The 22561-nt window shown below is 61.8% G+C and carries 17 protein-coding genes and 1 tRNA gene; 8 read left to right on the top strand and 10 right to left on the bottom strand.

Going from position 1 to position 22561, the window contains the following annotated elements; translation table 11 throughout:
- Window positions 1-356 precede the first annotated feature (356 nt).
- From K6T12_RS17205 to K6T12_RS17185, 5 genes are all read right to left on the bottom strand, one after another.
- On the bottom strand, window positions 357-806 hold the full coding sequence (locus K6T12_RS17205; protein ID WP_255611855.1) for a hypothetical protein: 450 nt from the start codon (window positions 804-806) through the stop codon (window positions 357-359).
- A gap of 142 nt (window positions 807-948) precedes the next feature.
- Complete coding sequence (locus tag K6T12_RS17200; protein WP_222224107.1) at window positions 949-1392, bottom strand: hypothetical protein; 444 nt, start codon at window positions 1390-1392, stop codon at window positions 949-951.
- A 595-nt stretch (window positions 1393-1987) separates the two neighbouring features.
- The gene (locus K6T12_RS17195) at window positions 1988-3355 is read right to left on the bottom strand and encodes a sigma-54 dependent transcriptional regulator (RefSeq protein WP_222224106.1); all 1368 of its coding nucleotides are present in this window, start codon (window positions 3353-3355) and stop codon (window positions 1988-1990) included.
- 357 nt (window positions 3356-3712) lie between these two features.
- Entirely contained in the window at window positions 3713-4459 is a 747-nt protein-coding gene (gene phbB, locus K6T12_RS17190; RefSeq protein WP_222224105.1) for an acetoacetyl-CoA reductase, read from the bottom strand.
- Between the two features lie 126 nt (window positions 4460-4585).
- Window positions 4586-5998, bottom strand: coding sequence for a malonyl-CoA decarboxylase (locus K6T12_RS17185; protein WP_222224104.1), 1413 nt, complete (start codon window positions 5996-5998; stop codon window positions 4586-4588).
- Between the two features lie 223 nt (window positions 5999-6221).
- On the opposite strand from K6T12_RS17185, the gene K6T12_RS17180 reads away from it, so the two are divergent.
- From K6T12_RS17180 to K6T12_RS17160, 5 genes are all read left to right on the top strand, one after another.
- Window positions 6222-6653 carry a MaoC family dehydratase gene (locus tag K6T12_RS17180; protein WP_222224103.1) on the top strand — a complete coding sequence of 144 codons (432 nt, stop codon included), beginning with the start codon at window positions 6222-6224 and terminating at the stop codon, window positions 6651-6653.
- A gap of 12 nt (window positions 6654-6665) precedes the next feature.
- Entirely contained in the window at window positions 6666-7211 is a 546-nt protein-coding gene (locus K6T12_RS17175; RefSeq protein WP_222224102.1) for a hydrolase, read from the top strand.
- A gap of 137 nt (window positions 7212-7348) precedes the next feature.
- Window positions 7349-8983 (top strand): acyl-CoA synthetase, encoded by a 1635-nt coding sequence (locus K6T12_RS17170; protein WP_222224101.1) that lies wholly within the window; start codon window positions 7349-7351, stop codon window positions 8981-8983.
- Between the two features lie 67 nt (window positions 8984-9050).
- On the top strand, window positions 9051-10643 hold the full coding sequence (locus K6T12_RS17165) for a PAS domain-containing sensor histidine kinase (RefSeq protein WP_255611854.1): 1593 nt from the start codon (window positions 9051-9053) through the stop codon (window positions 10641-10643).
- 8 nt (window positions 10644-10651) lie between these two features.
- Window positions 10652-11278: a response regulator transcription factor gene (locus K6T12_RS17160; protein WP_222224100.1), complete on the top strand. Its 627-nt coding sequence runs from the start codon at window positions 10652-10654 to the stop codon at window positions 11276-11278.
- 261 nt (window positions 11279-11539) lie between these two features.
- On the opposite strand, the gene K6T12_RS17155 is transcribed toward K6T12_RS17160, so the two are convergent.
- A complete protein-coding gene (locus tag K6T12_RS17155) occupies window positions 11540-12217 on the bottom strand; it encodes an endonuclease (RefSeq protein ID WP_255611852.1) in 678 nt (225 codons plus the stop codon).
- A 206-nt stretch (window positions 12218-12423) separates the two neighbouring features.
- Entirely contained in the window at window positions 12424-13161 is a 738-nt protein-coding gene (gene nfsA, locus K6T12_RS17150; protein ID WP_222224099.1) for an oxygen-insensitive NADPH nitroreductase, read from the bottom strand.
- Between the two features lie 187 nt (window positions 13162-13348).
- On the opposite strand from nfsA, the gene K6T12_RS17145 reads away from it, so the two are divergent.
- The 3 genes from K6T12_RS17145 (at window position 13349) to K6T12_RS17135 (ending at window position 17070) form a co-directional block, all read left to right on the top strand.
- Window positions 13349-14422 (top strand): hypothetical protein, encoded by a 1074-nt coding sequence (locus K6T12_RS17145; RefSeq protein ID WP_222224098.1) that lies wholly within the window; start codon window positions 13349-13351, stop codon window positions 14420-14422.
- 330 nt (window positions 14423-14752) lie between these two features.
- Window positions 14753-16135, top strand: a complete 1383-nt coding sequence (gene rsxC / locus K6T12_RS17140; protein WP_222224097.1) for an electron transport complex subunit RsxC — start codon at window positions 14753-14755, stop codon at window positions 16133-16135.
- The gene (locus tag K6T12_RS17135) at window positions 16132-17070 is read left to right on the top strand and encodes an RnfABCDGE type electron transport complex subunit D (protein ID WP_222224096.1); all 939 of its coding nucleotides are present in this window, start codon (window positions 16132-16134) and stop codon (window positions 17068-17070) included. The genes rsxC and K6T12_RS17135 overlap by 4 nt, the downstream gene beginning before the upstream one ends.
- Before the next feature lie 86 nt (window positions 17071-17156).
- Here K6T12_RS17135 and K6T12_RS17130 read toward each other — a convergent pair.
- From K6T12_RS17130 to K6T12_RS17120, 3 genes are all read right to left on the bottom strand, one after another.
- Window positions 17157-17232, bottom strand: a tRNA-Thr gene (locus tag K6T12_RS17130).
- A 494-nt stretch (window positions 17233-17726) separates the two neighbouring features.
- Entirely contained in the window at window positions 17727-19679 is a 1953-nt protein-coding gene (locus tag K6T12_RS17125; RefSeq protein ID WP_222224095.1) for a methyl-accepting chemotaxis protein, read from the bottom strand.
- Window positions 19680-20135: 456 nt separating this feature from the next.
- Window positions 20136-21887, bottom strand: a complete 1752-nt coding sequence (locus K6T12_RS17120; protein ID WP_222224094.1) for a methyl-accepting chemotaxis protein — start codon at window positions 21885-21887, stop codon at window positions 20136-20138.
- Between the last annotated feature and the right edge of the window lie 674 nt (window positions 21888-22561).

Here is a 22561-nt window from a genome sequence, read left to right as displayed (position 1 = left end):
CAACTGCTGATAACTCATGGTGGTACTTCTTCTACTTTGGCGAGCTGAAGCGTATCACTGTCAGCAGTTGGCCACCTCCCGCCTTTCAACCATGAGTGTTGCACTTATTATCTGAATTCAGGGGCACTCGATCCTGAATTTAAAACAAAAGTCTAACCTTGATTTATATCAACATAGCCGTATTTCAAACGGGAGTACTCTGCGCTCATAGCTTGGCAGAGCCTTAAAAACAGAGCCGTCCAAACGACTGTTTCAAACCAAGATAACAGTTAGCCGCGCAAGGTTAAAAAAGGCGCACAAAAGACAAATATAAAAAAAAAAACCGCCTTGCAGCGGTTTCTTTAATCATTCGGCGTTCAGGGGGTTTCCGGCGAGTGATTAAAATCGGCACCGAAGAATGCCTGCAGAGTAAAGATAACCAACGACACCATTCCCCAGGCCAGGCCGACCACCACGCCGGCATCGACGATGCCGCGCCAGGGCTGAGCCAGCAGATGCACCAGCTGCACCAGCGCGATAATGCCCAGCGTCAGGCAGACCGTAACGATCTGGCGACGGCGCTGGATATGGAAATAGCCCATGCAGAATGCCGGCGCCAACAGCAGCCGGACGGGCGTCACGTTGCGGGACAAGTAATGGATACGGGCCGCGACCCGCGGCGAAAACGCCTTCTGGAACCCCCGGTAGCCTTCGGCAAAGCCCATAAAGACGATACTGAACGCCAGGGCCAGCCAGTGGTACCAGCTGAGCGACAGGTCCAGTGTCTGCAGGGCGATCCCACCCAGACGATAAATGGCCCCGCCCAACAGCAGACAGATCCCTGCCAGGCCCCACAAAGCTGCTAGATAACCGATCACTGCTACTTCGATCCCATGGTTAGAACAAGGCAGCAATTATAAACCCTGCCAGGCCATGGATAAATCTGCCTCGGGTGGCGATCTCAAAAACTCACATCCAGTGACGAGCCGACCCGCTCAACCGCTTGCCCAGGCCACAGCCCTTCAATCCGTCCGCCAGGGGCGCAACGTAATCCACCAACTGCCGGACACCCCACTGGTGACTGACAGGCAAAACCCGGACCACATCACCCGATTCCTGCAGTGGCGCGGGTGCGGCATGAAAGGCGTCGCTGATCGCGGGCCGAAACTGTAAACCATAAGGAACAAGATCGCTGACCGGCGCCAATCGATCTTCGTTCTCTATCCGTAGTACCGCCAACACGGTCATTCCGTCACAGAGCGGATCCAACCATTGCTGGCTGGATGGGACCGTCGACTGCGGCATTCCGAATCCTGTACCAACCTCACTGTCACAAGCCTCCCCCCAGGCCGGTAACAGCGCAACCAGCAACAGCGCGCTCAGTAGCGAAACAGTGCGATCGTAATCAGCCATGATGTTCCCCCTCGCTTAGCCTGAAACGCATCCCTGTCGGCCCCGGCCACCCAGCAGGCGAGCCGTACCTGTCAGAGATGATGTCCATTCGGTTTTCCGACCGTCGGTACGGACGCTTCATCATCCTCATCCCAGAGGATCACGCCCATCTCCTGATATGACTGCGAGAGATACCGCTGGCCGGGTATACATTGCCCTTGGTATGACGAAGAGGGCAGCAGCTGGGCTCCATGGGTCGTCAACAGGTCCGCCCCCAGGTACAGCAGCAGAATCAACAACAACCGACGCCATTGTTTTTGTATATCGAATTGAGCCGGGACTGGTGTCATACCTGTGCGCCTCTCGTCGACAAACCGGTTGCCATAGAAACAGCAAGATACGCACCAAAATATCTAATCGACTGTTATATAAGAGAAAATATACAAAGCTAGAAAAAGAGCGTAAATTTTACGAAAAAATCACGCCACAGCTGTAAATCATGATTTACACCTGCGGCAGGCCATTTATCTAACTAGTTGTTTTAAAAAGAATATAAACAGAGGCGGGATTGTAAATTTCGGGACAAGCGGGGCCGGCAAAACCATTCAACCAGCGCTCAGGAGTCGGCTACCAGGTCGTACTTGTTCAGCAGCCGATACAGGGTTACCCGGGAAACGCCCAGCTCGCGCGCCGTCTGGGAGACGTTGTTGGTATTGCGGACCAGTGCCGCCCGGATCGCCCGCTCCTCGGCCCGCTCGCGAATCTGCTCCAGGGTCAGTACCAGCGCCTCATCCTCGACATGTTCCAGCCCCAGGTCGACCGGATTGATCCGTCGCCCCTCACACATCACCAGCGCCCGCCGAACCCGGTTGATCATCTCGCGCACGTTACCCGGCCATTGGTGGTTGTTCATCGCCACCAGCGAGCGACGGGTAAAACCGCGGATAGTGCGGCCGGCATCGCCCTTGAACTTGTTAAAGAAGAAGCGGGCCAGCACCTCGATATCCTGCACCCGTTCGCGCAACGGCGGCGAATTCAGGTTGAGCACGTTGAGCCGGTAGAAAAGGTCCTGGCGGAAGCGTCCGTGCTCTACCGCCTGGGCCAGATTGACGTGGGTGGCGGCGATCACCCGGGCATTGACCCGGATCGATTCGGTACCGCCAACCCGTTGAATGGTGCCCTCCTGCAGGAAACGCAGCAGGTTGACCTGCAACCCCAACGGCAGATCGCCGATCTCGTCCAGAAACAACGAACCGCCCTCCGCCGCTTCGATCCAGCCGATCTTGCGCTGGTTGGCACCGGTAAAGGCGCCCTTCTCGTAACCGAACAGCTCTGAATTGATCAGGTTGTCCGGCAGCGCGCCGCAGTTGACCGCGATAAAGGGCCCCTTGCGTTGCGGCGAGCGTTCATGCACCGCACGGGCGATCAGTTCCTTGCCGGTACCACTCTCACCGGTAACCAGCACCGGTGCATCGACTCCGGCAACCCGGCGGATCGACACGAACAGCTTACGCATCGCCGGTGAGGTACCGACCATCTCGTAGTCGTTGTAGGAGATATCGTGGTGGCTGTGCTGACGCAGGCAGGCCATGCCATAGGCGTGACCCAGCGTGGAGATCAACCCCTGCACGCCGCTGTGGATCGGCAACGTGAAATAGTCGACGAAGTTTTCATGGATCAACCGGCACAGCTGCCCCTGCTGCAATGCCTCGGCGTGGGCCAGCGCTACCCAGGCGATATTGTCGCGGGTGGCAAACAGCTGTTCGGCATCGGGAATCTGCTGCGGTCGCAGGCCATCGACATGGACCAGCCCGACCCGATAACAATTGCTCTCCAGCAGCTGGTTGGCATGGTTGATATCGCAGGCGACATCCACCTGCCAGCCGTTTTCACTGATCACACCGCCCAGATCTTCCTGCTGCACCGAGGGACGCAGGTACAAAAGCGCCCGCCCCTCGTCTACCGCGCCGGTCAAATCCTTCATGTTCCCCCTCCAGCCTGATCAAAACGATCGGTACTGAATGACCACAGCGTTCCGGACATACCGGCTCTCGACGTTAACCGGCCGGGCCATCGGGCCTGGCGGGTACGGCTGAGGAGCCGGAGGAGCCATGATCGCAGTGTAGACAGGGTTCAGGGGATGCGACAGCGAAGCGCTGTCGACGGGTGTACAGGTTCGCTGTGTTTACAGGCCAGTGTAAAGCTGGGGAAACAGCTCTGTACACACCCTTTACAGGGGCTCGGCGCGGCTCAATGGCCGGCCCCGGCGCCCCGAGGATAACTGACAAAAAACTGCACCGGGCGGCCGCCGAAGGGGCCGCCCGGTGCCTGCGGACACGCCTCAGCTCATATACTGGCCGCCGTTGACCGACAGGTTGGTGCCGGTGATGAAACCGGCGTTGTCGTCGGTCAGGAACGCCACCGCGCGAGCGATCTCCTCCGGCTGGCCGAGCCGGCCGACCGGGATGCCGGCGACAATTGACTCCAATACGTTCTCCGGCACCTGGCGCACCATCGGAGTATCGATATAGCCCGGCGATACCGCGTTGACGGTCACCCCCTTGCGAGCGCCCTCCTGGGCGATGGCGCGGGTGAAGCCGTAGATACCGGCCTTGGCCGCCGAGTAGTTGGCCTGGCCGAACTGGCCCTTCTCGCCGTTCAGCGAGGAGATATTGACGATCCGGCCCCAACCGCGCGTGCACATCCGGTCGAACAGCGGCTGGCACATGTTGAACATCGAATCCAGGTTGGTGCGCAGTACCGCCTGCCACTTCTCCGGCGTCATCCGCTTCAGCGGTGCGTCGCGGGTGATGCCGGCGTTGTTGACCAGCACCTCGATCGGCCCGACCTGCTGCTCCACCCCCTCGATGAACGTGCTGCAGCTGTCGTAGTCGCTGACATCCAGCGGGAAGATCTCGATCGGATAGCCGGCCTGTTCCATCGCCTGCTGCCATTCGCGGGCCGGCTGTTCGTCGCCCGGCAGATAGCTGCCGACCACCTGGCGGCCCTGTTCCACCAGCGCCTTGCACATCGCCTCACCCAGTCCGCCGGCCGCGCCGGTTACCACCGCTACACGTTTCTCGTTCATCGTCGTTCCTCGTTATTTTTCGTTTTTTTCGTTTTTTTCGTTTTTTTCGTTCTTTTCGCTTTATTTTGTCTGCGTCGTATTTGGCGGCTGTTGTTCCGTGTCGCCGGCAACGCACGCTATCGCACGCTATCGCACGCGCTCGCGAACCGCTTTGGCCGGCTTGCCAAGCGAAGTCTCGAACGCCTTTCCGGTAGCCGCCTCACCACTGGCCAGATACTGCTGGCTGTTACTTTCCACCCGGGCCAGGTCGTACCGGTAATTGACCATCAAGGCCATCGACTGGCGCAGCCCCTTGCTGGAGCGGTCAGCCAGCCAGTTCAGCTGGGCGATCTCGGCGCCGTTGCTGAGGTGGAAATGGGCCACCGGATCGAGCGCCCGGCGGTCGCTCTTACGCTCGCGGGCCAGATAGTGGGCCGCCAACCGCTGCAGCGGCTCACGCAGCAATTCGGCGCGTGCCGGATCGCTCGGCCAGTCGCTCTCGCCCTGGGCGCTGCGCAGCAACGGCAGGGCCGTATCATTGCCAAGCAGCTCGATCAGCTGCTGATCCTCGACCTGCTTCAGCCAGCGGCTGAAACCGGGGATCGGCGACAGCGTGGCGAACTGCTTCAGCGCCGGAAACTCCTGCTGCAGCAGGCCGACCACCCGCTTGATCAGGAAGTTGCCGAAGCTGATGCCGGCCAACCCCTGCTGGGCGTTGGAGATCGAGTAGAAGATCGCCGTGTCGGCCTGGGCCAGCGCCTGCAACGGAGCCTCCTCGTCCAGCAACTGCTGGATGTTGTCGGCCAGCCCGTTAACCAGCGCCACCTCGACGAAGATCAGTGGCTCGCCGGGCATATTGGGATGGAAGAAGGCGAAGCAGCGGCGGTCGGAGTCGAGCCGGTTCTTCAAATCCTCCCAGCTCTGGATCTCATGCACCGCCTCGTAGGCGATCAATTTCTCCAGCAGCTCCGCCGGCGACTGCCAGCTGATCCGCTCCAGGTTCAGCAGGCCGACGTCGAACCAGTGGATCAGCAACCGCTTCAGGTCCGCCTCCAGCGCCGCCAGCGCCGGCGATTCGCGCCGGTGCAACAGCAGTTCGGCCCGCATATCGACCAGGAACTTGACCCCCTCCGGCAGCTCGGTGAACTGCTTCAGCAGCTGCATCCGCGGCGGATCGAGCAGCTCCTGCAGCGCCAGCCGGGCCTCCACCCGGCGTGGACCTTCGGCATCGCGCCAGGCGCTGATCGCCTGTTCGATCTCGCCGTCATCGCGGTCGAACTCCTCGGCCAGCAGCTGCAGGAAGCGACGACGCCCCTCGGCGTCCAGCGCCATATAGGCATGACCCAGTTGGGCGGTGCGGGCGCGGGCCGATACCTCCTGGCCCTGGACTTCCAGACAGGCCCGCATCCACTGACGGAGCTGGTCGAGGTCCTCGTCGGGCAGCTGCGGCTGCAAGCTCACCGACTGATGGTTGCGGCCATTACCGGCGGCGCCGCGCCATACCTGGCGCAGGTGGCGCCAGGTCTTGTCCAGAAAGGTCTGTCCGCTACGGGTATCCATAAGAGCCTCCTCAGCACCGACGGGCTGCCGGTCACGCTGGCTGGGTTCAGTGTTGCGCCGACGTTAGCAAAGCCGACGATTATTTCCAAGGGTTTATACTTGTTTTTATAAGTATTAACGATTGCAATTTTAGGAAAATGGCTTTTAAGATGGGTTCAAACCGCTGACCTGCCATTGGGCCGGACAGCCCCCCGTTGCCTTTCTGAAAACAAGGAGCCCTCCCATGCAGGACCTGCACGGCTACTACCTGGAAGACCTCGAAGTCGGCATGACCGCCCGCTACGCCAAGACTGTCACCGAAGCGGACGTGATTCTGTTCGCCGGCATCTCCGGCGACGACAACCCGGTGCATATCAACGCCGAATACGCCGCCCAGACCATGTTCGGCCAGCGCATCGTGCACGGCATGTACAGCGCCGCACTGATCTCGGCGGTACTGGGCACCCGGATGCCCGGCCCGGGCGCGATCTATATTGATCAACAGCTGAAGTTCAAGGCGCCGGTGCATATCGGCGACACCGTCACCGCCACCGCCAAGGTGCTGGAGATCGACCAGCAACGCCGCCGCGTCAAGCTGGAGACAATCTGCACCGTTGGCGACAAGGTGGTCGCCGAAGGGATTGCTACTAACATGGTAGACCGCCGGCCGGCCTGAGGAGGAAGCACCATGCTGATCGATGCACAACGCAGCGCACTGCTGCTGATCGACGTTCAGGAAAAACTGCTGCCCGGCATCCATGACCGGGAGGCATTCGTCGAAAACTGCCGCTGGCTGCTGGATGTCGCCAAGCTGGTCGATATCCCGCTGCTGGCCTCCGAGCAGTATCCGCAGGGGGTCGGCCCGACTACCGAGACACTGCTTGAGCGGCTGCCGGCCGACAAAGTGTTCGGCAAGACCCACTTCTCGGCGGTACAGGCCCCCGAGGTCGGCCCACAGATCGAGGCGCTGGACCGCGAGCAGATCGTGATCTGCGGCATGGAAGCCCACGTCTGCGTCCTGCAGACCGCACTGGACCTGCGCGCCCGCGGCAAGCAGGTGTTCGTGGTGGCCGACGCGATCTCGTCGCGCAGCGCGCTGGATGTGGAGCTGGCGATCGCCCGGATGCGCGAGGAGGGCATTCGCATCGTCAGCCGCGAGATGGTGGCGTTCGAGTGGATCGGCCGCTCCGACGCCAAGCCGTTCAAGGCGTTCAGCACCGGCTTCCTGAAATGATCCGCCGCTGAACCGCAACGGGGCCGCCGTGCAGCGCGGGCGGTCGCCCGGCTATAGCCGGGTGGATGACTGACGCGCGGCCCTGACAGATAGCTCGACCCACCCACCGGTGGGTCAGTAACCCGAGAGCGTCAGGCATGAATAACAATAAGCACGATCCCTACGCGATGGGGCTGGAGCAGAATCCGGCCAACTATCTCCCGCTGACCCCGACCACCTTTCTGGACCGCGCCGCGCGGGTCTATCCCGAGCATAACGCGATCGTTTACGACAACCTGCAACGCAGCTGGGCCGACACCTACAGGCGCTGCCGCCAGCTGGCCTCGGCGCTGAGCCAGCGCGGCATCGGCCGCGGCGATACGGTGGCTGCGCTGCTGCCCAATATCCCCGAGATGCTGGAGCTGCACTTCGCGGTGCCGATGACCGGCGCGGTGCTGAATGCCCAGAATACCCGGCTGGACGCCGAGACGATCGCCTTCATGCTGGACCACGCCAACGCCAGGGTGGTAGTCACCGACCGCGAGTTCTCCGCCACCATGAAACGCGCGCTGCAGCTCTGCCAGGCCGAGCCGTTGGTGATCGACGTGGACGATCCGCAGTTTGCCGGCGGCGAGTTGCTCGGCACGCTGAACTTCGAACAGCTGCTGGCCGAGGGCGACCCCGACTACCAGTGGCAGCGACCGACCGACGAATGGCAGGCGATTACCCTGAACTACACCTCCGGCACCACCGGCAACCCCAAGGGGGTGGTCTACCACCATCGCGGCGCCCACCTCAACGCGGTCAGCAACGTGATCGGCCAGAACCTGCCGCCGCACGCGGTCTACCTCTGGACCCTGCCGATGTTCCACTGCAACGGCTGGTGCTATCCCTGGTCGGTCACCGCCGTGGCAGGCACCCATGTCTGCCTGCGCCATGTACGCGCCGACGCGGTGTTCGAGGCGATCCGCGCCCACGGCGTGACCCATTTCTGCGGTGCGCCGATCGTGCTGAACATGCTGCTCAACGCCGACCCAGCCTACCACCGGATGGTCGAGCACCCGGTCACCGTCACCACCGGCGGCGCACCGCCACCGGCCGCGGTGATCGAGGGGATGGAGCGGATCGGCATCGAGGTGGTGCACGCCTACGGCCTGACCGAAAGCTACGGTCCGGCGGTGTTCTGCGACTTCCAGCAGGCCTGGGCCGACCTGCCGCAAGCCGACAAGGCGGCCAAGATGTCCCGCCAGGGGGTCCGTGCACCGATGCTGGACGAGCTGATGGTGGCCGAGCCCGCCACACTGGCGCCGGTGCCGATGGACGGCCGCACGCTGGGCGAGGTCTACATGCGCGGCAACACGGTGATGAAGGGCTACCTTAACAACCCGCAGGCTTCGGCCGACGCCTTCGAGGGCGGCTGGTTCCACACCGGCGACCTGGCGGTCTGGCACCCGGACGGCTATATCGAGGTCAAGGACCGCTCCAAGGACATCATCATCTCCGGCGGCGAGAACATCTCCACCATCGAGGTGGAGGACTGCCTGTACCGCCACCCGGCGATCCTCGAGGCAGCGGTGGTCGCCAAACCGGACGAGCACTGGGGCGAGGTGCCCTGCGCCTTCGTCACCCTGAAGCCGGGCGAGAGCCTGACCGAGCGGGAGGTGATCGAGTTCTGCCGCCAGAACCTGGCGCACTTCAAGTGCCCCAAGGCGGTGGCCTTCAGCGAGCTGCCGAAGACCTCCACCGGCAAGGTGCAGAAGTTCGCCCTCAGGGAGCAAGCCCTCGCCCTCTGAGTTCCGCCGCCCCAGAGCGCGGGCAGCTCCGGCTGCCCGCTTCTGTTACCATTCGGAGCATCCTATTTTGCTGCTCAGCCAATCCGAACCGATGCCGGACCACCCGACCCCGCAACAGGGCCGCGCCGCCCTGACCGATGACGCCGAACGCAACCGGCTGCTGGCCGAGATGGCCGAGCAGTCGACCGACATGATCTCGCGCCACACCCCCGGTGACTGGCGTTTCATCTACGCCTCGCCGGCGGTGACCCATCTGCTCGGCTACAGCGTCGAGGAGATCATCGGCCTGTCGGCCTACGACCTCTACCACCCGGATGACGTCGAGGACTTCAAGAAGCGCGCCCCCAGCGTCAGCTACGAACGCGGCCTGTACACCCACACCTACCGCTTCCGCTGCAAGGACGGCCATTACACCTGGCTGGAGAGCACCAGCCGCTCGCTGCGCGATGCCGACACCGGCGAGCTGATCGAGATCCTGGTGGTATCACGCGACGCCAGCCGCCGCATCAAGGCGGAGCAGGCCAACCGCCGCATGGCGCGGGTGCTGGAGATCAGCAGCGATCTGGTCTGTTTCGCCAACCCCGACGGCCATATCACCTACCTGAACGAGGCCGCCCGCCAGACGCTGGGCTGCGAACACCCGGAGCTGACCGACCTGCAGCTGGGCGCGCTGTTCCCGGCCCACGGCTACCAGCAGCTGACCGGCCAGGCACTGCCGGCCGCCGGCGAACAGGGCCGCTGGCGCGGCGAGATCGAACTCTGGTCGCAGGCCCGCCAGCGGCCGATCCCGGTGATGCTGGAGCTGCTGGCGCACCGCTCGCTGGATGGCCGGATCGACTACTACTCGCTGGTCGCCCGCGACCTGAGCGGCCAGAAAGCGGCCGAAGCGGCCCAGCGTCAGCACCAGGCCGAGCTGAGCCACGCCACCCGGCTGATCAGCATCGGCGAGATGGCCTCCGGCCTGGCCCACGAACTGAACCAGCCGCTGACCGCGATCAACAACTACGTGCAGGGCATTCTGCGCCGTATCGACCTGCAGCCACCGCCGACGCTGGACGAGCTGCGCCCGCCGCTGGAGCGGATCGGCCGCACCTCGTTGCGATCCGGCGAGATCATCCACCGGATGATGGACTTCGCCCGCAAGAGCGAGCCACAACGTCTGCCACAGCCGCTGCCGGCGATCGTCGACGAGCTGCTGGATTTCTGCCAATACAGCGCCAAGCGCCACAACGTGCAGCTCAGCCAGCGACTGCCGGCCGAGCTACCGGCGGTGATCGCCGACCGGGTGCAGCTGGAACAGGTACTGCTGAACCTGCTGATCAACGCCCTCGAAGCCTGCAGCCGACCAGAGCAGCAGACTCCGCTGCAGGTCTGGCTGGACGCTTCAGCGGCCGGCAACGATCAGGTTATAATCCGCGTCTGCGATCAGGGCCCCGGCCTGCCGGACAGCGACAGCGAGCAACTGTTCGAGCAGTTCGTCACCACCAAGCCGGAGGGACTCGGCCTGGGGCTGGCGATCAGCCGCTCGCTGATCGAAGCCCACGGCGGCCAGCTATGGGCGGAAAACCGCATCGACGGCGGCGCCTGCTTCTGTTTTACGCTGCACAGCGACCAGCCGGCGAGCGGCCAACCGCCGGAAACACCGTCACAAGAAAATTGAAGGAAACGATGAGCGATAGCAGCCAGCCGATTGTCTATGTGGTCGACGACGACGCCGATGTGCGCGACTCCCTGCAGTGGCTGCTGGAATCGGTCGGTCTGCGGGTGCAAAGTTTCGGCACCGCCCAGGCGTTTTTCGACGGCTACCCGGCCGGCCAGAGCGGCTGCCTGGTGATGGACGTGCGGATGCCGGGGCTGTCCGGTCTCAGCGCCCAGACCAAGCTGGCCGAACTGGCCATCGATATCCCGGTGATCATGATCTCGGCGCACGGCAATGTGGATATGGCGGTCACCGCGATGACCCAGGGCGCGCTGACCTTCATCGAAAAGCCGTTCAACGACCAGCTGCTGCTGGACCAGGTGCAGGCCGCCCTGCAACGCGACCAGCAACGGCGCCAGGGGTTGGCACGCAAACAGCAGCTACAGCAACGCTACGACAGCCTGACCAAGCGCGAGAAGCAGGTGTTCGAGCGGGTGGTGCAGGGGCTGACCAACAACGAGATCGCCGACCAGTTGGCGATCAACCGCAAGACCGTCGAGGGCCACCGCGCCCATATGATGAACAAGATGGCCGCCGAGTCGCTGCCGGAACTGATCCAGATGGCGCTCAGCCTGGGGCTGGTCGGCGCGTACTGATTTTTTTGATAGTCGATCTGCGTAGCGAGAACGGTGGGGCGCATCGGAGGGGTCATTGAAGGAGCGACTTTAGCAGCGACCTGCCGTGGTTCTTTCGAAAACCGCAGCCTGTCGCCCGCAGAGCGGGCTGCTACGGCAGGACACTCGTAGCAGCGGGCTCCGACCGCGACGGAGCTGGCAGAGTCCGGAGAAGTCGCCCACCTACAAAACGCGCCTTGTAGAAGCAGCTTCAGCCGCGACCATTTCCCCTAGCACGCCCGTTCAACGCTCGACATAGGGATTGCCGTTGCCCTGGATCGCCCTGATCCGTTGATTGCGCTGCCGCTCCCAGTCATCGACCGGATCGGCCCGGTGCCAGGCCTCGAACAGTCGGCGCTGCTGCCGGCTCAGGCGCAACTGGTAGCGGTCCTCCATATAGAAGTAGATCCGCGCGATATCGCCGCGTATCGCCTCGGCCGGCTCCACCACCCGGGCCTTGAAATCCACCTCGAAATCGCACTGGCCGTAGCGTCGCGGCTCGCCCTCCAGCAAGCTGAAGCGGAAGTTGGAGCGGTCGCCGTTCAGCTCGCCGATCGCCGGCACCAGGTTGTGCAGGTCCGCTTCCATCCGGCGGAATTCAGGGTCTTGTCGGCAGGCTCTGCGGCCACCCTGCTGCCAGCACTGGCGCTGATGGCCGAACGCCCAGGCCGGCATCACATGCTCCCATTCGATCCGGGTCGCCCGGGTCTGGCTTTTGCGCAGCCGGTAACCGCAGCTGGCCGGCTGCGGCCGCAACTTGCGTCCTTCCTGCCGGTAATCACAGCCGCAGTAGAAGGTCTGTTGGTGGTCGGCGTATATCTCACCGGCCAGCTTCTTGGCCTGGCGGAACGAGCTTGGCGGCTCGGCCAGGGCTGTACCGGCGTAAAAAAGCGCCAGCAGCAGAGTACAACTTCGCAACAACGGAATACGAAACCTCTAACGAACGAAACGACAAAACAACAAAATAATGAGATAACGAAAACAATAAAAACCGCCGGCCCTGCGACCGGCGGTTTCTTCAATATCCACAGGCACGCTTATCCACAGCGCCCGGGTTTGGAGACGGCTATCGTAGATTTACACACAAGCTACGGTTATGCACAGCCCGCCGCCAAGTATCAATAGAATTACTTCTCCAGAAAACCGCGCTGCTGCAGGAACGGCAGCATGTGCGGACGCGCTTCCTTGACCAGCATGCCGGAGATCTGCTCGCTCCAGCTCATATCCTTGGTGCCACCGGTGCGGGTCTGGTAGTACTCGCGCACCAGCTTGTCGTAGTCGGCCAGGGTTTCAGCGTCGGCGCTGTCGTCGTAACGCTCCTGTTTCAACACCATCGACAGCGGCAGGCGCGGTTTCACTTCCGGATTCTGATCCGGGTAGCCCAGGCAGAGGCCGAATACCGGGTAGACCAGTTCCGGCAGGTTCAGCAGGTCGGCCACCTCGGCGATCTTGTTACGCAGGCCACCGATATAGACGGCGCCCAGACCGAGGGACTCTGCCGCTACCACCAGGTTCTGGGCAAACAGAGCGCAGTCCAGCGAGGCGGTCAGGAACTGCTCGGTATAGCCTGATTGCATCTCGGCGTCGTGCATCCCGCAGGCCAGCTGGTGACGCTTCATATCGGCACAGAACACCAGGAACTGCGGCGCCGATGCGACATAGGCCTGGCCGCCGGCATACTCGGCCAACTTGGCGCGGCTATCGGGATTGCTGATCTGGATCACCGTACACGCCTGGATAAAGCTGGAGGTCGCCGCCGCCTGGCCGGCCTGCACCAGCTGTTCGATGACGGCCTGCTCGACCGGCTGGTCGGTAAACTTGCGGATGGAACGGTGCGATTTCAGCAGATCGATAACCGGGTTCATGAGTAACTCCTGAATTAAACCTACCGCGCCATAGTAAGCAAAGCCGCACGCCACCGCCAGCAGGGCAACAGTGCGTTGTGGATAAGTTCCTTCAGGGCGGCCTGTCGATAAGGGAAAACCCTGCAAAATCCTGTTAAGCTGTCCTCCCACGTCATTCACATAAATCATCCACAGAGTCATAGTTTCCATGTCTGACGCCCTGATCATCGCCGCCGCCAAGACCGTCGACAACGTTGGCAGCCAGCAACACTGCCTGCAACTGGAAGAGCAGATCCAGCAGTTGGGAATTCCGCTGCATGAGCTGGTGATCGAGCCGCTCAGCGCTGACTGGCACAGCCCGGAGCCGGACAACCACTTCCGCAGCGGTTGCGCGCCGATCGAGGCGCTGGCCCGTGCCCGACAACTGATCGAACAGGGCGAACAGGCGGTGCTGATCAGCGGCGAAGACCTGCTCAAGAGCGGCTACGAGCGTAACGAGCGGCTGCGGCTGATGGCGGTCTACGGCAACGATTACCCGCTGACCGAGGCCTACAACGATCTGGCCGAGCACTTCCTGAAACAGCACGCTATCGACGAAGCCCATTTCCGCGAACTGGCCCACTGCCTGTTCGAGAACTACAAACTCAGCTACCGCAACACCCTGGCCGACGATTACAGGCCGGAGCTGCTGCCGGACGAGCGTTGGCACCGGCCGATCACCTCACTGTTTCGCGGCGTCGACTGCGCCAACCCGCTGGTCGATTTCTCCGGTCGGATGCTGATCTGCTCGACGGAGCTGGCCGAACGGCTGCAGGTTCCGGCAAACGAAAGCATTCAGATCAAGGGGGTCGGGCTGGGCCGGCTGGCGGGCGACGGCCGCGACTATATCGACCGGATCGCCAGCTACGACCACCTGCGCGAAGCCTACCTGCAGTGCTGTGCCCAGTCCGACATCGACTTCGCCGCGAGATTCCGCGCCGGCGAGGCATTGCTGGAAGCCTACACCTGCTATCCGGTGGTACCAATGGCGTTCCTGCTGGTCAGCGGCCTGGTGGACCTGCTGGAGGAGATCCCCGCCTTCCTCGAACAGCACAGCATCACCGTTACCGGCGGCATGAACCTGGCCCGTGCGCCCTGGAACAACCCGGCACTGAACGGCCTGATCAGCATGCATCACCGACTGCTGGCGGGCGACGAGCAGTTCGGCCTGGTTCACGGCAACGGTGGCCTGGGCTACCGCCAGGGGGTGGCGCTGCTGGCGCGTTACCCCGCCGCCGGATAAGCCCTGCTATTTAGCCAATGGGGACGGTCTCGTTCCCCCTTCTCTTGCCCTTTTCACGCCAGTCAGTCCACTGATGATGGGACAGTCTCCGCCGCTGTGGAGATCCGGCAGCGATCCCGATAGACAGCTGACCTTTTTGCTCAAAGAAGAACACAAATTCATTGCTAATGCGAATCTGTTGCATTTGCATTAGCAATTATTTATTCTTCGCTACATTCTTGAGGACCCATTCACCTTCCGATCATGACCTCGTAGATAACCTTCGCAGCGCCATTACATAACCGCTCAGTGGCCGGTCGGCGAATCAATAACAGCCAGGGAGTCAGTATCGTGCCCCAGCTTGCCCCACCATTGCCGTATTCCAGCCCGGCTTCGCCCTGGCTGCAACGGCTGTTTAAACCCTTCCGCCGCACCGGACAACGCTGGCGTGGCGGCATCAAGCTGGCAGACCATAAGGCGCTGTCCAACCAGACACCGATCCAGCAGATAGCTGTTAAAGGCCTCCGAATCGCCGTACCGCTGGGCGACGGCCGTCGCCAGGTAGAGCCCTGCGTGGTTGCCGGCCAACAGGTGCTAAAAGGCGAACTGATTGGCCGCGGGGAACCGATGAGCCTCTGGGCCCACGCCTCCACCTCGGGTCGGGTGGCGGCGATAGAACGGGCCTATCCGGCCGACCGGGATCAGCCGGTGCCGGTTGTCATTATTGAAGCCGATGGCCGGGACAGGTGGATCGAGCGGCAGCCGGTCAACACGCCCCAAAACGCCGCCGAACTGGCCCAGTTCAGCCTGCAGATGGGGCTAATCGGGCTGGGCGGCGCCGGCTTCCCGACCGGCATCAAGATCGCCGGGTCCCAGCAATCCGATCTGTTGCTGATCAACGGTGCCGAGTGCGAACCCTTCGTCACCTGCGACGACCGCCTGATGCGGGAACGGGCCGATACCATCATTGCCGCCGCCGATTATCTTAGCCGGGTGCTGGAGATTGCCCAGGTCCGTATCGGTGTCGAGCCCAACAAGCCTGAAGCGCTGGCGGCACTCAACGCAGCGGTCGCCGCCACCGGCAGCCGCGTGCAGATTTGCCGATTGCCGCACCGCTATCCGGCCGGTGGCCAGCCGATGCTGGTCAAGAGCCTCAGCGGACGAACGCTGTCACCGGGCATGCTGCCGGCGGAAGTCGGCGTGATGGTGCTGAACGTAGCCACCCTACATGCGCTGGGCCGAGCGGTGTTTCATGGCGAGCCGCTGGTGTCGCGGGTGGTCACGCTGACCGGTGATGTCGACAAGCCCGGCAACGTGGAGGTGCCGATCGGCATGCCGGTTCCGGCGCTGCTGGCTGCGGCGCAACCCCGCGACCAACAGCGCGGCGTGCAGGTCGGTGGGCCGATGATGGGACGGGAGCTGTCCCACCCCAACGCGGTAATCAGCAAGACCAGCAGTTGCCTGATCGTCCGCTGCGACGACCTGTTTCCGCCGCGCCCACCGGCCGGTGACTGTATCCGTTGCAATCGCTGTGTCGACGTCTGCCCGATGGCGTTGCAACCACTCAAGCTGTACGCCGCCAGCCAGCGTGCGGATCGTATTACCCTACAGCAGGAACAGCTCGCCGCCTGTATCGAATGCGGTGCCTGCAGCCACGTCTGCCCCAGCAATCTACCTCTGCGGGACAGCTTTCGTGACGCCAAGCGCGAATTGCTGGCGGGAGCCCGGCAATGAAGCTGGCCCCGACATCCGTGCGTGGCATCATGCTGGCGGTCTCGGTGGCGCTGCTGCCCGGTATTGCCTTGCAGGCCTGGCAGTTCGGCCCGGCGGTCTGGCTGCAGACCGGCTGGTGTACGCTGTTCGCGCTGCTGCTGGAGGCACTGTGCCTGCGGCTGCGCCAGTTGCCGGTACGCCAAGGACTGAGCGACTTCAGCTGGCTGGTCTGCGGCCTACTGCTGGGCCAGGCATTACCGTTGATGGTACCGGCTTGGATGATGCTGGTGGCCGCCCTAGTCGCCCTGGGGCTAACCAAGCATGCTAGCGGCGGCCTCGGCCAAAATCGGCTGAACCCGGTGATGGCGGGCCTTGGCGTTATAGCCGTTTGCTTTTACCAGCAGCTTTACCCGGCACCTTCAGCCCAGCTTCCCTGGACACAAGGCCTGAGCATCCAGCAGGTGTTGGCCCAGCAATGGCTACTGGAACCACGCCTGCAACTGGACAGTCTGAGCGGCGCCACCCCGCTGGCCCATGATCAGCTGGCCGATGCCTCGCCCTACGTTGCCTGGATCGGCTATCTGGCGGGCGGTTTGCTGCTGGTGCTTCTCCGTGTAATCCGACTGGAGATCCCGCTGGCGATGGCGGCCAGCTCGGTCCTGCTATGCATACTGGCCGGCCATCCGCCGCTGGAAGCACTGTATAGCCTGACCCTGGGTGGCTTCATCTTTGCCGCTTTCTTTATCGCCACCGATCCGGTCACCAGCCCCGACAGCCGCTTCGGCCGTATTCTGTTTGGCGCGGCGATTGGCGCGATCACCGAGCTGGTCCGGGAGTTCGGCCTCTATGCCGATGGTCTCTGCTTCGCGGTGCTAGCCGGCAACCTGCTGGTAACGCAGCTGGATGCCCTGAGCCGACGGCTGTTTCAGCCCTGGTACAGGGTAAAAATGAACTGAGGTTGCCGGGCAACAACGGCTACCCGCAGCGATGCCCGGTCACGGTTACTTTTAGCAAGGGCTTATAACAACAAGTAAGAAACGCCTGGTGCCGGCAAGAGGAGTCGAACCTCCGACCTTCGCATTACGAATGCGCTGCTCTACCAACTGAGCTATGCCGGCGCGGGCCTTCCTATTTCTAATAGCACACCCCGGCCGGCAAGCCGCGTCCGATATCGCAAGCCCCGGCTATTTTCGATCATTTACGATACCAAGAGGCGCGCCAACCGAGCGGCTACCGAAAATCCCCTCCACCCCACGACTCAACCGCGGCTCTCTTCTGTCTGCCGTGTCTAATTGATGCCCGAGGTACGGGCACTATACGGCCAGGTGCGCTACGGAAATACCTCCCTCTGGCGACGGAAGTTCGTCTATCGCTAGAACAGTATCCGTTCGCAGATCGCGGCATTGTTGGGAAGAAGGTCAGCGGGGGTCGGTCAAGCATCTGGAGATCAGATCGCCGAACACCTCCACCTATAGCTGCCGGCGATGTACCGGATCAGCTGATGTCAGAGGCCCGGATGAGTTGCACAGTGACAGACAAGGCTTGATTTAAGAAGAAATAAGCAGAGCGGATGACGTCGGGCGCCAACAGGCGCCCGACGCAACAGCGGGTGTTACTCGGTCCGGAAGCGGCTGACCAGCTGCTGCTGCCCCGCCGACAGCTGTGCCAGGGTGTCGGCGCTGCCCTGCACCTGGCTCGAGGCGCTGCTGGCCTCGACCGCGCCGTCATGGATATCGGTCATGTTGCGGTTGATCTCCTCGGCCACCTGGTGCTGCTGTTCTGCCGCCGCAGCAATCTGGGTGGTCATATCACGGATGGTGGTTACCGCCTGCTGAATCGACTCGAACACTTCGCGGGTCCCGCCCGCCTGTTCGACGGTCTGGTTGGAGTGTTCCAGGCTGGTCGCCAGCTTGGCCGATACGGTATCGGTGCGCTGGCGCAGGCCGGTCAGCAGTTTATCGATCTCTTCGGTGGATTCGGCCGTACGTCGCGCCAGGGTCCGCACTTCATCGGCCACCACCGCGAAGCCGCGCCCCTGTTCGCCGGCCCGGGCCGCCTCGATCGCCGCGTTCAGCGCCAGCAGGTTGGTCTGGTCGGCGATATCGCGGATAGTGTCGAGGATCAGGGTGATATTGCTGGACTCGTTGGCCAGCTCGACCATCGCCGAGTTCGACTCCGACAGCGCCGTCACCAGCTGCTCCACCGCACCGGACATCTGCTGAATATGCTCCCGTCCCTGCACCACCTGTTGCTGCCCTTCGTCGGCGGCGCTGGCTGCCAGTGAACAGTTGGACGCCACCTCGTTGGCGGTCGCCACCATCTCCTGGAAGGCGGCCGCCACCTGGTCGATCGCCTGGCTCTGACGGTCGGAGATACTCTTGACCGTATTGACCACCCCCTGGGTTTCGTCGGAGACGTTCTTCACGTCACCGGCGTTGCTCTTGATCTGGGCCACCAGCTCGTTGATCGAACCGACAAAGCTGTTGAAGGCGGTCGCCATGGTGCCCACCTCGTCGCGGCTGTTGATCTCCAGCCGCCGGGTCAGGTCACCTTCACCGGAGGCGATATTCTGCAGACCACCGGTGATCTGCTGCATCGGCCGGGTGATCAGCCGGGCCAGCCAGGTGCCCAGCAGCAGGAACAGCACCACCATTGACGCCGCGATCAGCAGGATGGTCCAACTCAGCTGGTTGGCTTCGGCATAGACTTCGCTGCTGGGCACGAAACCGATGAACTTCCAGCCCAGCTGTGGCGATACGTAGGTATTGGTAATCCAGCGGTCGCCATCCAGCGTGACCTCCCTCAGACCGGAACGGCTGTCGGCCAGTTCGGCGTAGAAGCCGCCCAGCGAATCCAGCGCCTTGAAGTTGTGTTCGGTATTGGACGGATCGGCCAGCACCGTGCCGGTATCCTCCACCAGCATCACGAAGCCGGAGCCACCGAAGGTTACCTGCTTGACCATCTCGGTCAGCTTGGACAGGGTCACATCCACCCCGACCACACCGAACAAGCCATCGCGGGCTTCGAAACGCTGCAGGTAATCCAGCAGCGGCGCACCGGAGGTGATGTCCTCATACGCCGGCACCCGGGTCGCCTCGCGGGCCTCGCGGGCGTTGATGAACCAGGGCCGCTTGCGTGGGTCGTAGTTGGCGCCGTTTTCGCCCTTCGGCCACTGGATATAACCACCGTCGCTGAGACCGAGGTAGACGTAGGCCAGATCCGGATGGGACTCACCGAACTCGGCCATCAGTCGGTAGGCTTCCTGCTCAACCGCCGAGTTCTGGTCCGGCGTCATCGGCGCCGAGGGTTTATCCACGTACTTCGCCACCGAGCTGTCCAGCTGGCGCAGGCTGGCGTTGCTGGCCAGGAAGGCGGCATCCTCCGCCAGACCATTCAGATACAGTGAAAAAGCATTATCGACCTGCCGAATTTCCTTGGCACTACTGGTTTCGAACACGCGGAGCGCGCTATCCCTGATATTCAGAATGACCGTTGCCGAGACGATCAGCACCGGCACCAGGACACTGGCCATCAATGCCAGAAGGAACTTCACTCGAATACTCATCACTACATCCAGCCCTTGTGATTGAGAAAGAAGGTGCACCCATCCCAATAAACAGCGAAACCACCGGCGGCATGGCTTCGCCAGCAGGCGATCGAAGATCCCCATCGGACAGGCAGAGGGCCTAGTAGAATTCAACTTTTGGCTAATTGTCCAGCGCAAAGTGACTGCCCCGTAGCTGTCGAACGGGGGTTGTCGCAACCACGCATGACAATGTCGCGACTACATAGCAGGCACCCGATAGCGCGCTGATCGCCGAGTATTCGAGGAAAGGTAACAGCATGAGAGCCGACAGCTAGGTCAACCAACACGAATGCGCACAACAACGGAGAGAGTTCGGCTAATAAGCCTGTATTGCCGCTGACTCACAGACAGCATGGCGCGACCGGCGTGGAGCGACCAACGTGCCGCGGCCGAACTCCGGGCAGCGCCTGCCGGGAGTCCGCCGCTGAAGGTGGGCTATGACAGCCGGAACTCGGCGATCATCTCCCGCAGCTGCTCCGCTAATCCGGCCAGTTCGGCACTGGATGCCGCCGTCTGCTTGGCGCCGACCGCCGTCTGCTCGCTGGCTTCGCTGATATTGGTGATACTGCGGTTGATCTCGTCGGTCACCGCGACCTGCTGCTCGGCCGCACTGGCGACCTGGGTGTTCATATCGTTGATCACGCCGATCGCATCGGTGATCGCATCCAGCGCCTGGTCGGCTTCCGCCGCCTGTTGCAGGGTGGTCTGGGCCTGTGTCTGACTGTTGGCCATCACCGCCACCGCCTGCCGGGTGCCCGATTGCAGCTGCTGGATCATCTCCTCGATCTCCTGCGTTGACGCCTGGGTCTGCTCGGCCAGCGTCCGCACCTCGTCGGCCACCACCGCAAATCCCCGCCCCTGGGTGCCAGCACGGGCCGCCTCAATGGCTGCATTCAACGCCAGCAGGTTGGTCTTGTCAGCAATATTGCGAATGACCTCGATCACTGAGCTAATCTTGCCACTGTTCGCTTCCAGCGACTGGATAACCCCGGACGCCTTGTCTACTTCCGCCGCCAGCCCCTCGATAGCGGTCACCGCCTGCTGAACCACCTGCTTGCCGTGGCCGGCTGACGCGGTGGCGGAGCAGGCGGCATCGGCCGCATCGGCCGTACTTTGGGCGACATTCTGCACCGTCGACGCCATCTCATTGATGGCGGCTGCCACCTGATCGGTATCCTGTTGCTGTTGCTGGGCATTGATACTGGTCTGCTCGGTCACCGCCGAGGTCTGCTCGGCCGCCGCCGCCAGCCCGTCGCTGGATTGCCGGATATTACCGACCAGCCCGCGCAGCTTGTCGGTCATCTCGCACATCGCGCTATACATCCCGGTGCGTGCATTGTCGGAAAACTGCATAGCCAGATCACCGTCCGCGATACGGCGTGCCATCGAGGCCATCTCGACCGGCTCGGCGCCGAGCGGCGTCAATACCAACCGCCGTAGTCCCCAGCCCAGCAGCACGCTGAACAGCAACAGCAATGCGGACATCACCATCAGGAGTGTGAATAGCCGATCGCCGCTGGCAATATATTGATCGACGGTGTGGCGGGTACGATCGTCGAGCATCGTAAAGAACTCATTGACCGGCGCCATGATCTTGGCCTTTTCCTGGTGATAGCGCGGGTTGTGCAGCAGCTCGGCAGCCATCTCGGAGTCGGGCTCTGCACGCCGGTTGAAATGACCTGTGCCATCATCGAACAACCCCCTGGTGGCATTCATCGCGATGGTTTCCATCTTCACCAACTCATCCGAATTGGCCTGGGCAGCGGCCAGCTTGGCCATCTCCTGCTGGGTGAAACCGGCTTCACGCATCAACGTATCAAGCGAGATGGTCTCACCGTCCGACGACGGCTTACGGCCATCCGCCGCCATAAAATCCCAGTAGATCCGTTCATAATGCTGCGGCCTGGGCTTGTCGCCATTACGAATCGCCAATACATCCGCATACTGCTGCTCAAACCGGCTATCGCCGGTCAGCACGTAGGTTCGCGCCAGACGGGTCAGATCGTCCGAACTCTGCCGCAGTTCATCGGCCAACAGGTAGGATTCATAGCGGGTTTCCTGGCTGTCAATCAGCTCCTGCTGATTTTGAAAAACCAGGTAAACCACGATCACCAAGCTAACGGAGAAGGCCAACATGGTGGCGAAGATAAGATAGATCAGTTTCCTGACTGAGATCGTCGATTCCATTTCCAGCTTCCTTAAAGCCTGTCCTTTTGGGGGCCCCGCAATGAAGAGGCCCAGGCACCGCTTCATCGGCCAACGGTTTGCCGATGAATAAACCGTCCGCCCATCTCAAGCCTGATCGCCCGGCCCTATGCAGCGCCGGCATTAGTCATAAGATGTTAATAGACGAAGGTCTAATCAAAAATCGCCGACACAATAGACAAAAACTTGAGGGAAGTCATGCTTATATAATAAAAAATCAGTAATAGATTGATCGATCAATAAAAATAGAACCCGTAGCACCAGACCGCCTTATAAATTGAACAAACGCTCTATTAAAACCAAAACGTTAGTATATTTTTAGCCAGATAAACAAGTTAAATAGCAGGGGGAAACGTCGCACCCGTTCAAAAGGCAGGGTTTCGATCGGGTTTGATGGAAAGGTATTCTCTTTACCGAGTTAAATCAGAAGCGCAGATGTTCAGCTAAGGAAACTGTGATCAAGTCCACGCCATGAGACAATAGCGGCCATCATCTGCATCAAGGAAAGCTCGGATGGATCAGCCATGCCAGCATCAGCCCCTGCAGTTCATTGGCGATCTGCGGCTTGGACAGGTAGTCCATCGCCATACCCTGCTGGGTGTCCATGCGAACGGAATAAGATACAAAGAGAAGCTCAAACTAGTTTGGTTCGAATA

This window comes from Marinobacterium arenosum, from assembly GCF_019795155.1.
Lineage (GTDB): Bacteria > Pseudomonadota > Gammaproteobacteria > Pseudomonadales > Balneatricaceae > Marinobacterium_C > Marinobacterium_C arenosum.
Note: the sequence above shows the minus strand (reverse complement) of the source record. Positions and strands in the feature narration are given on the sequence as shown.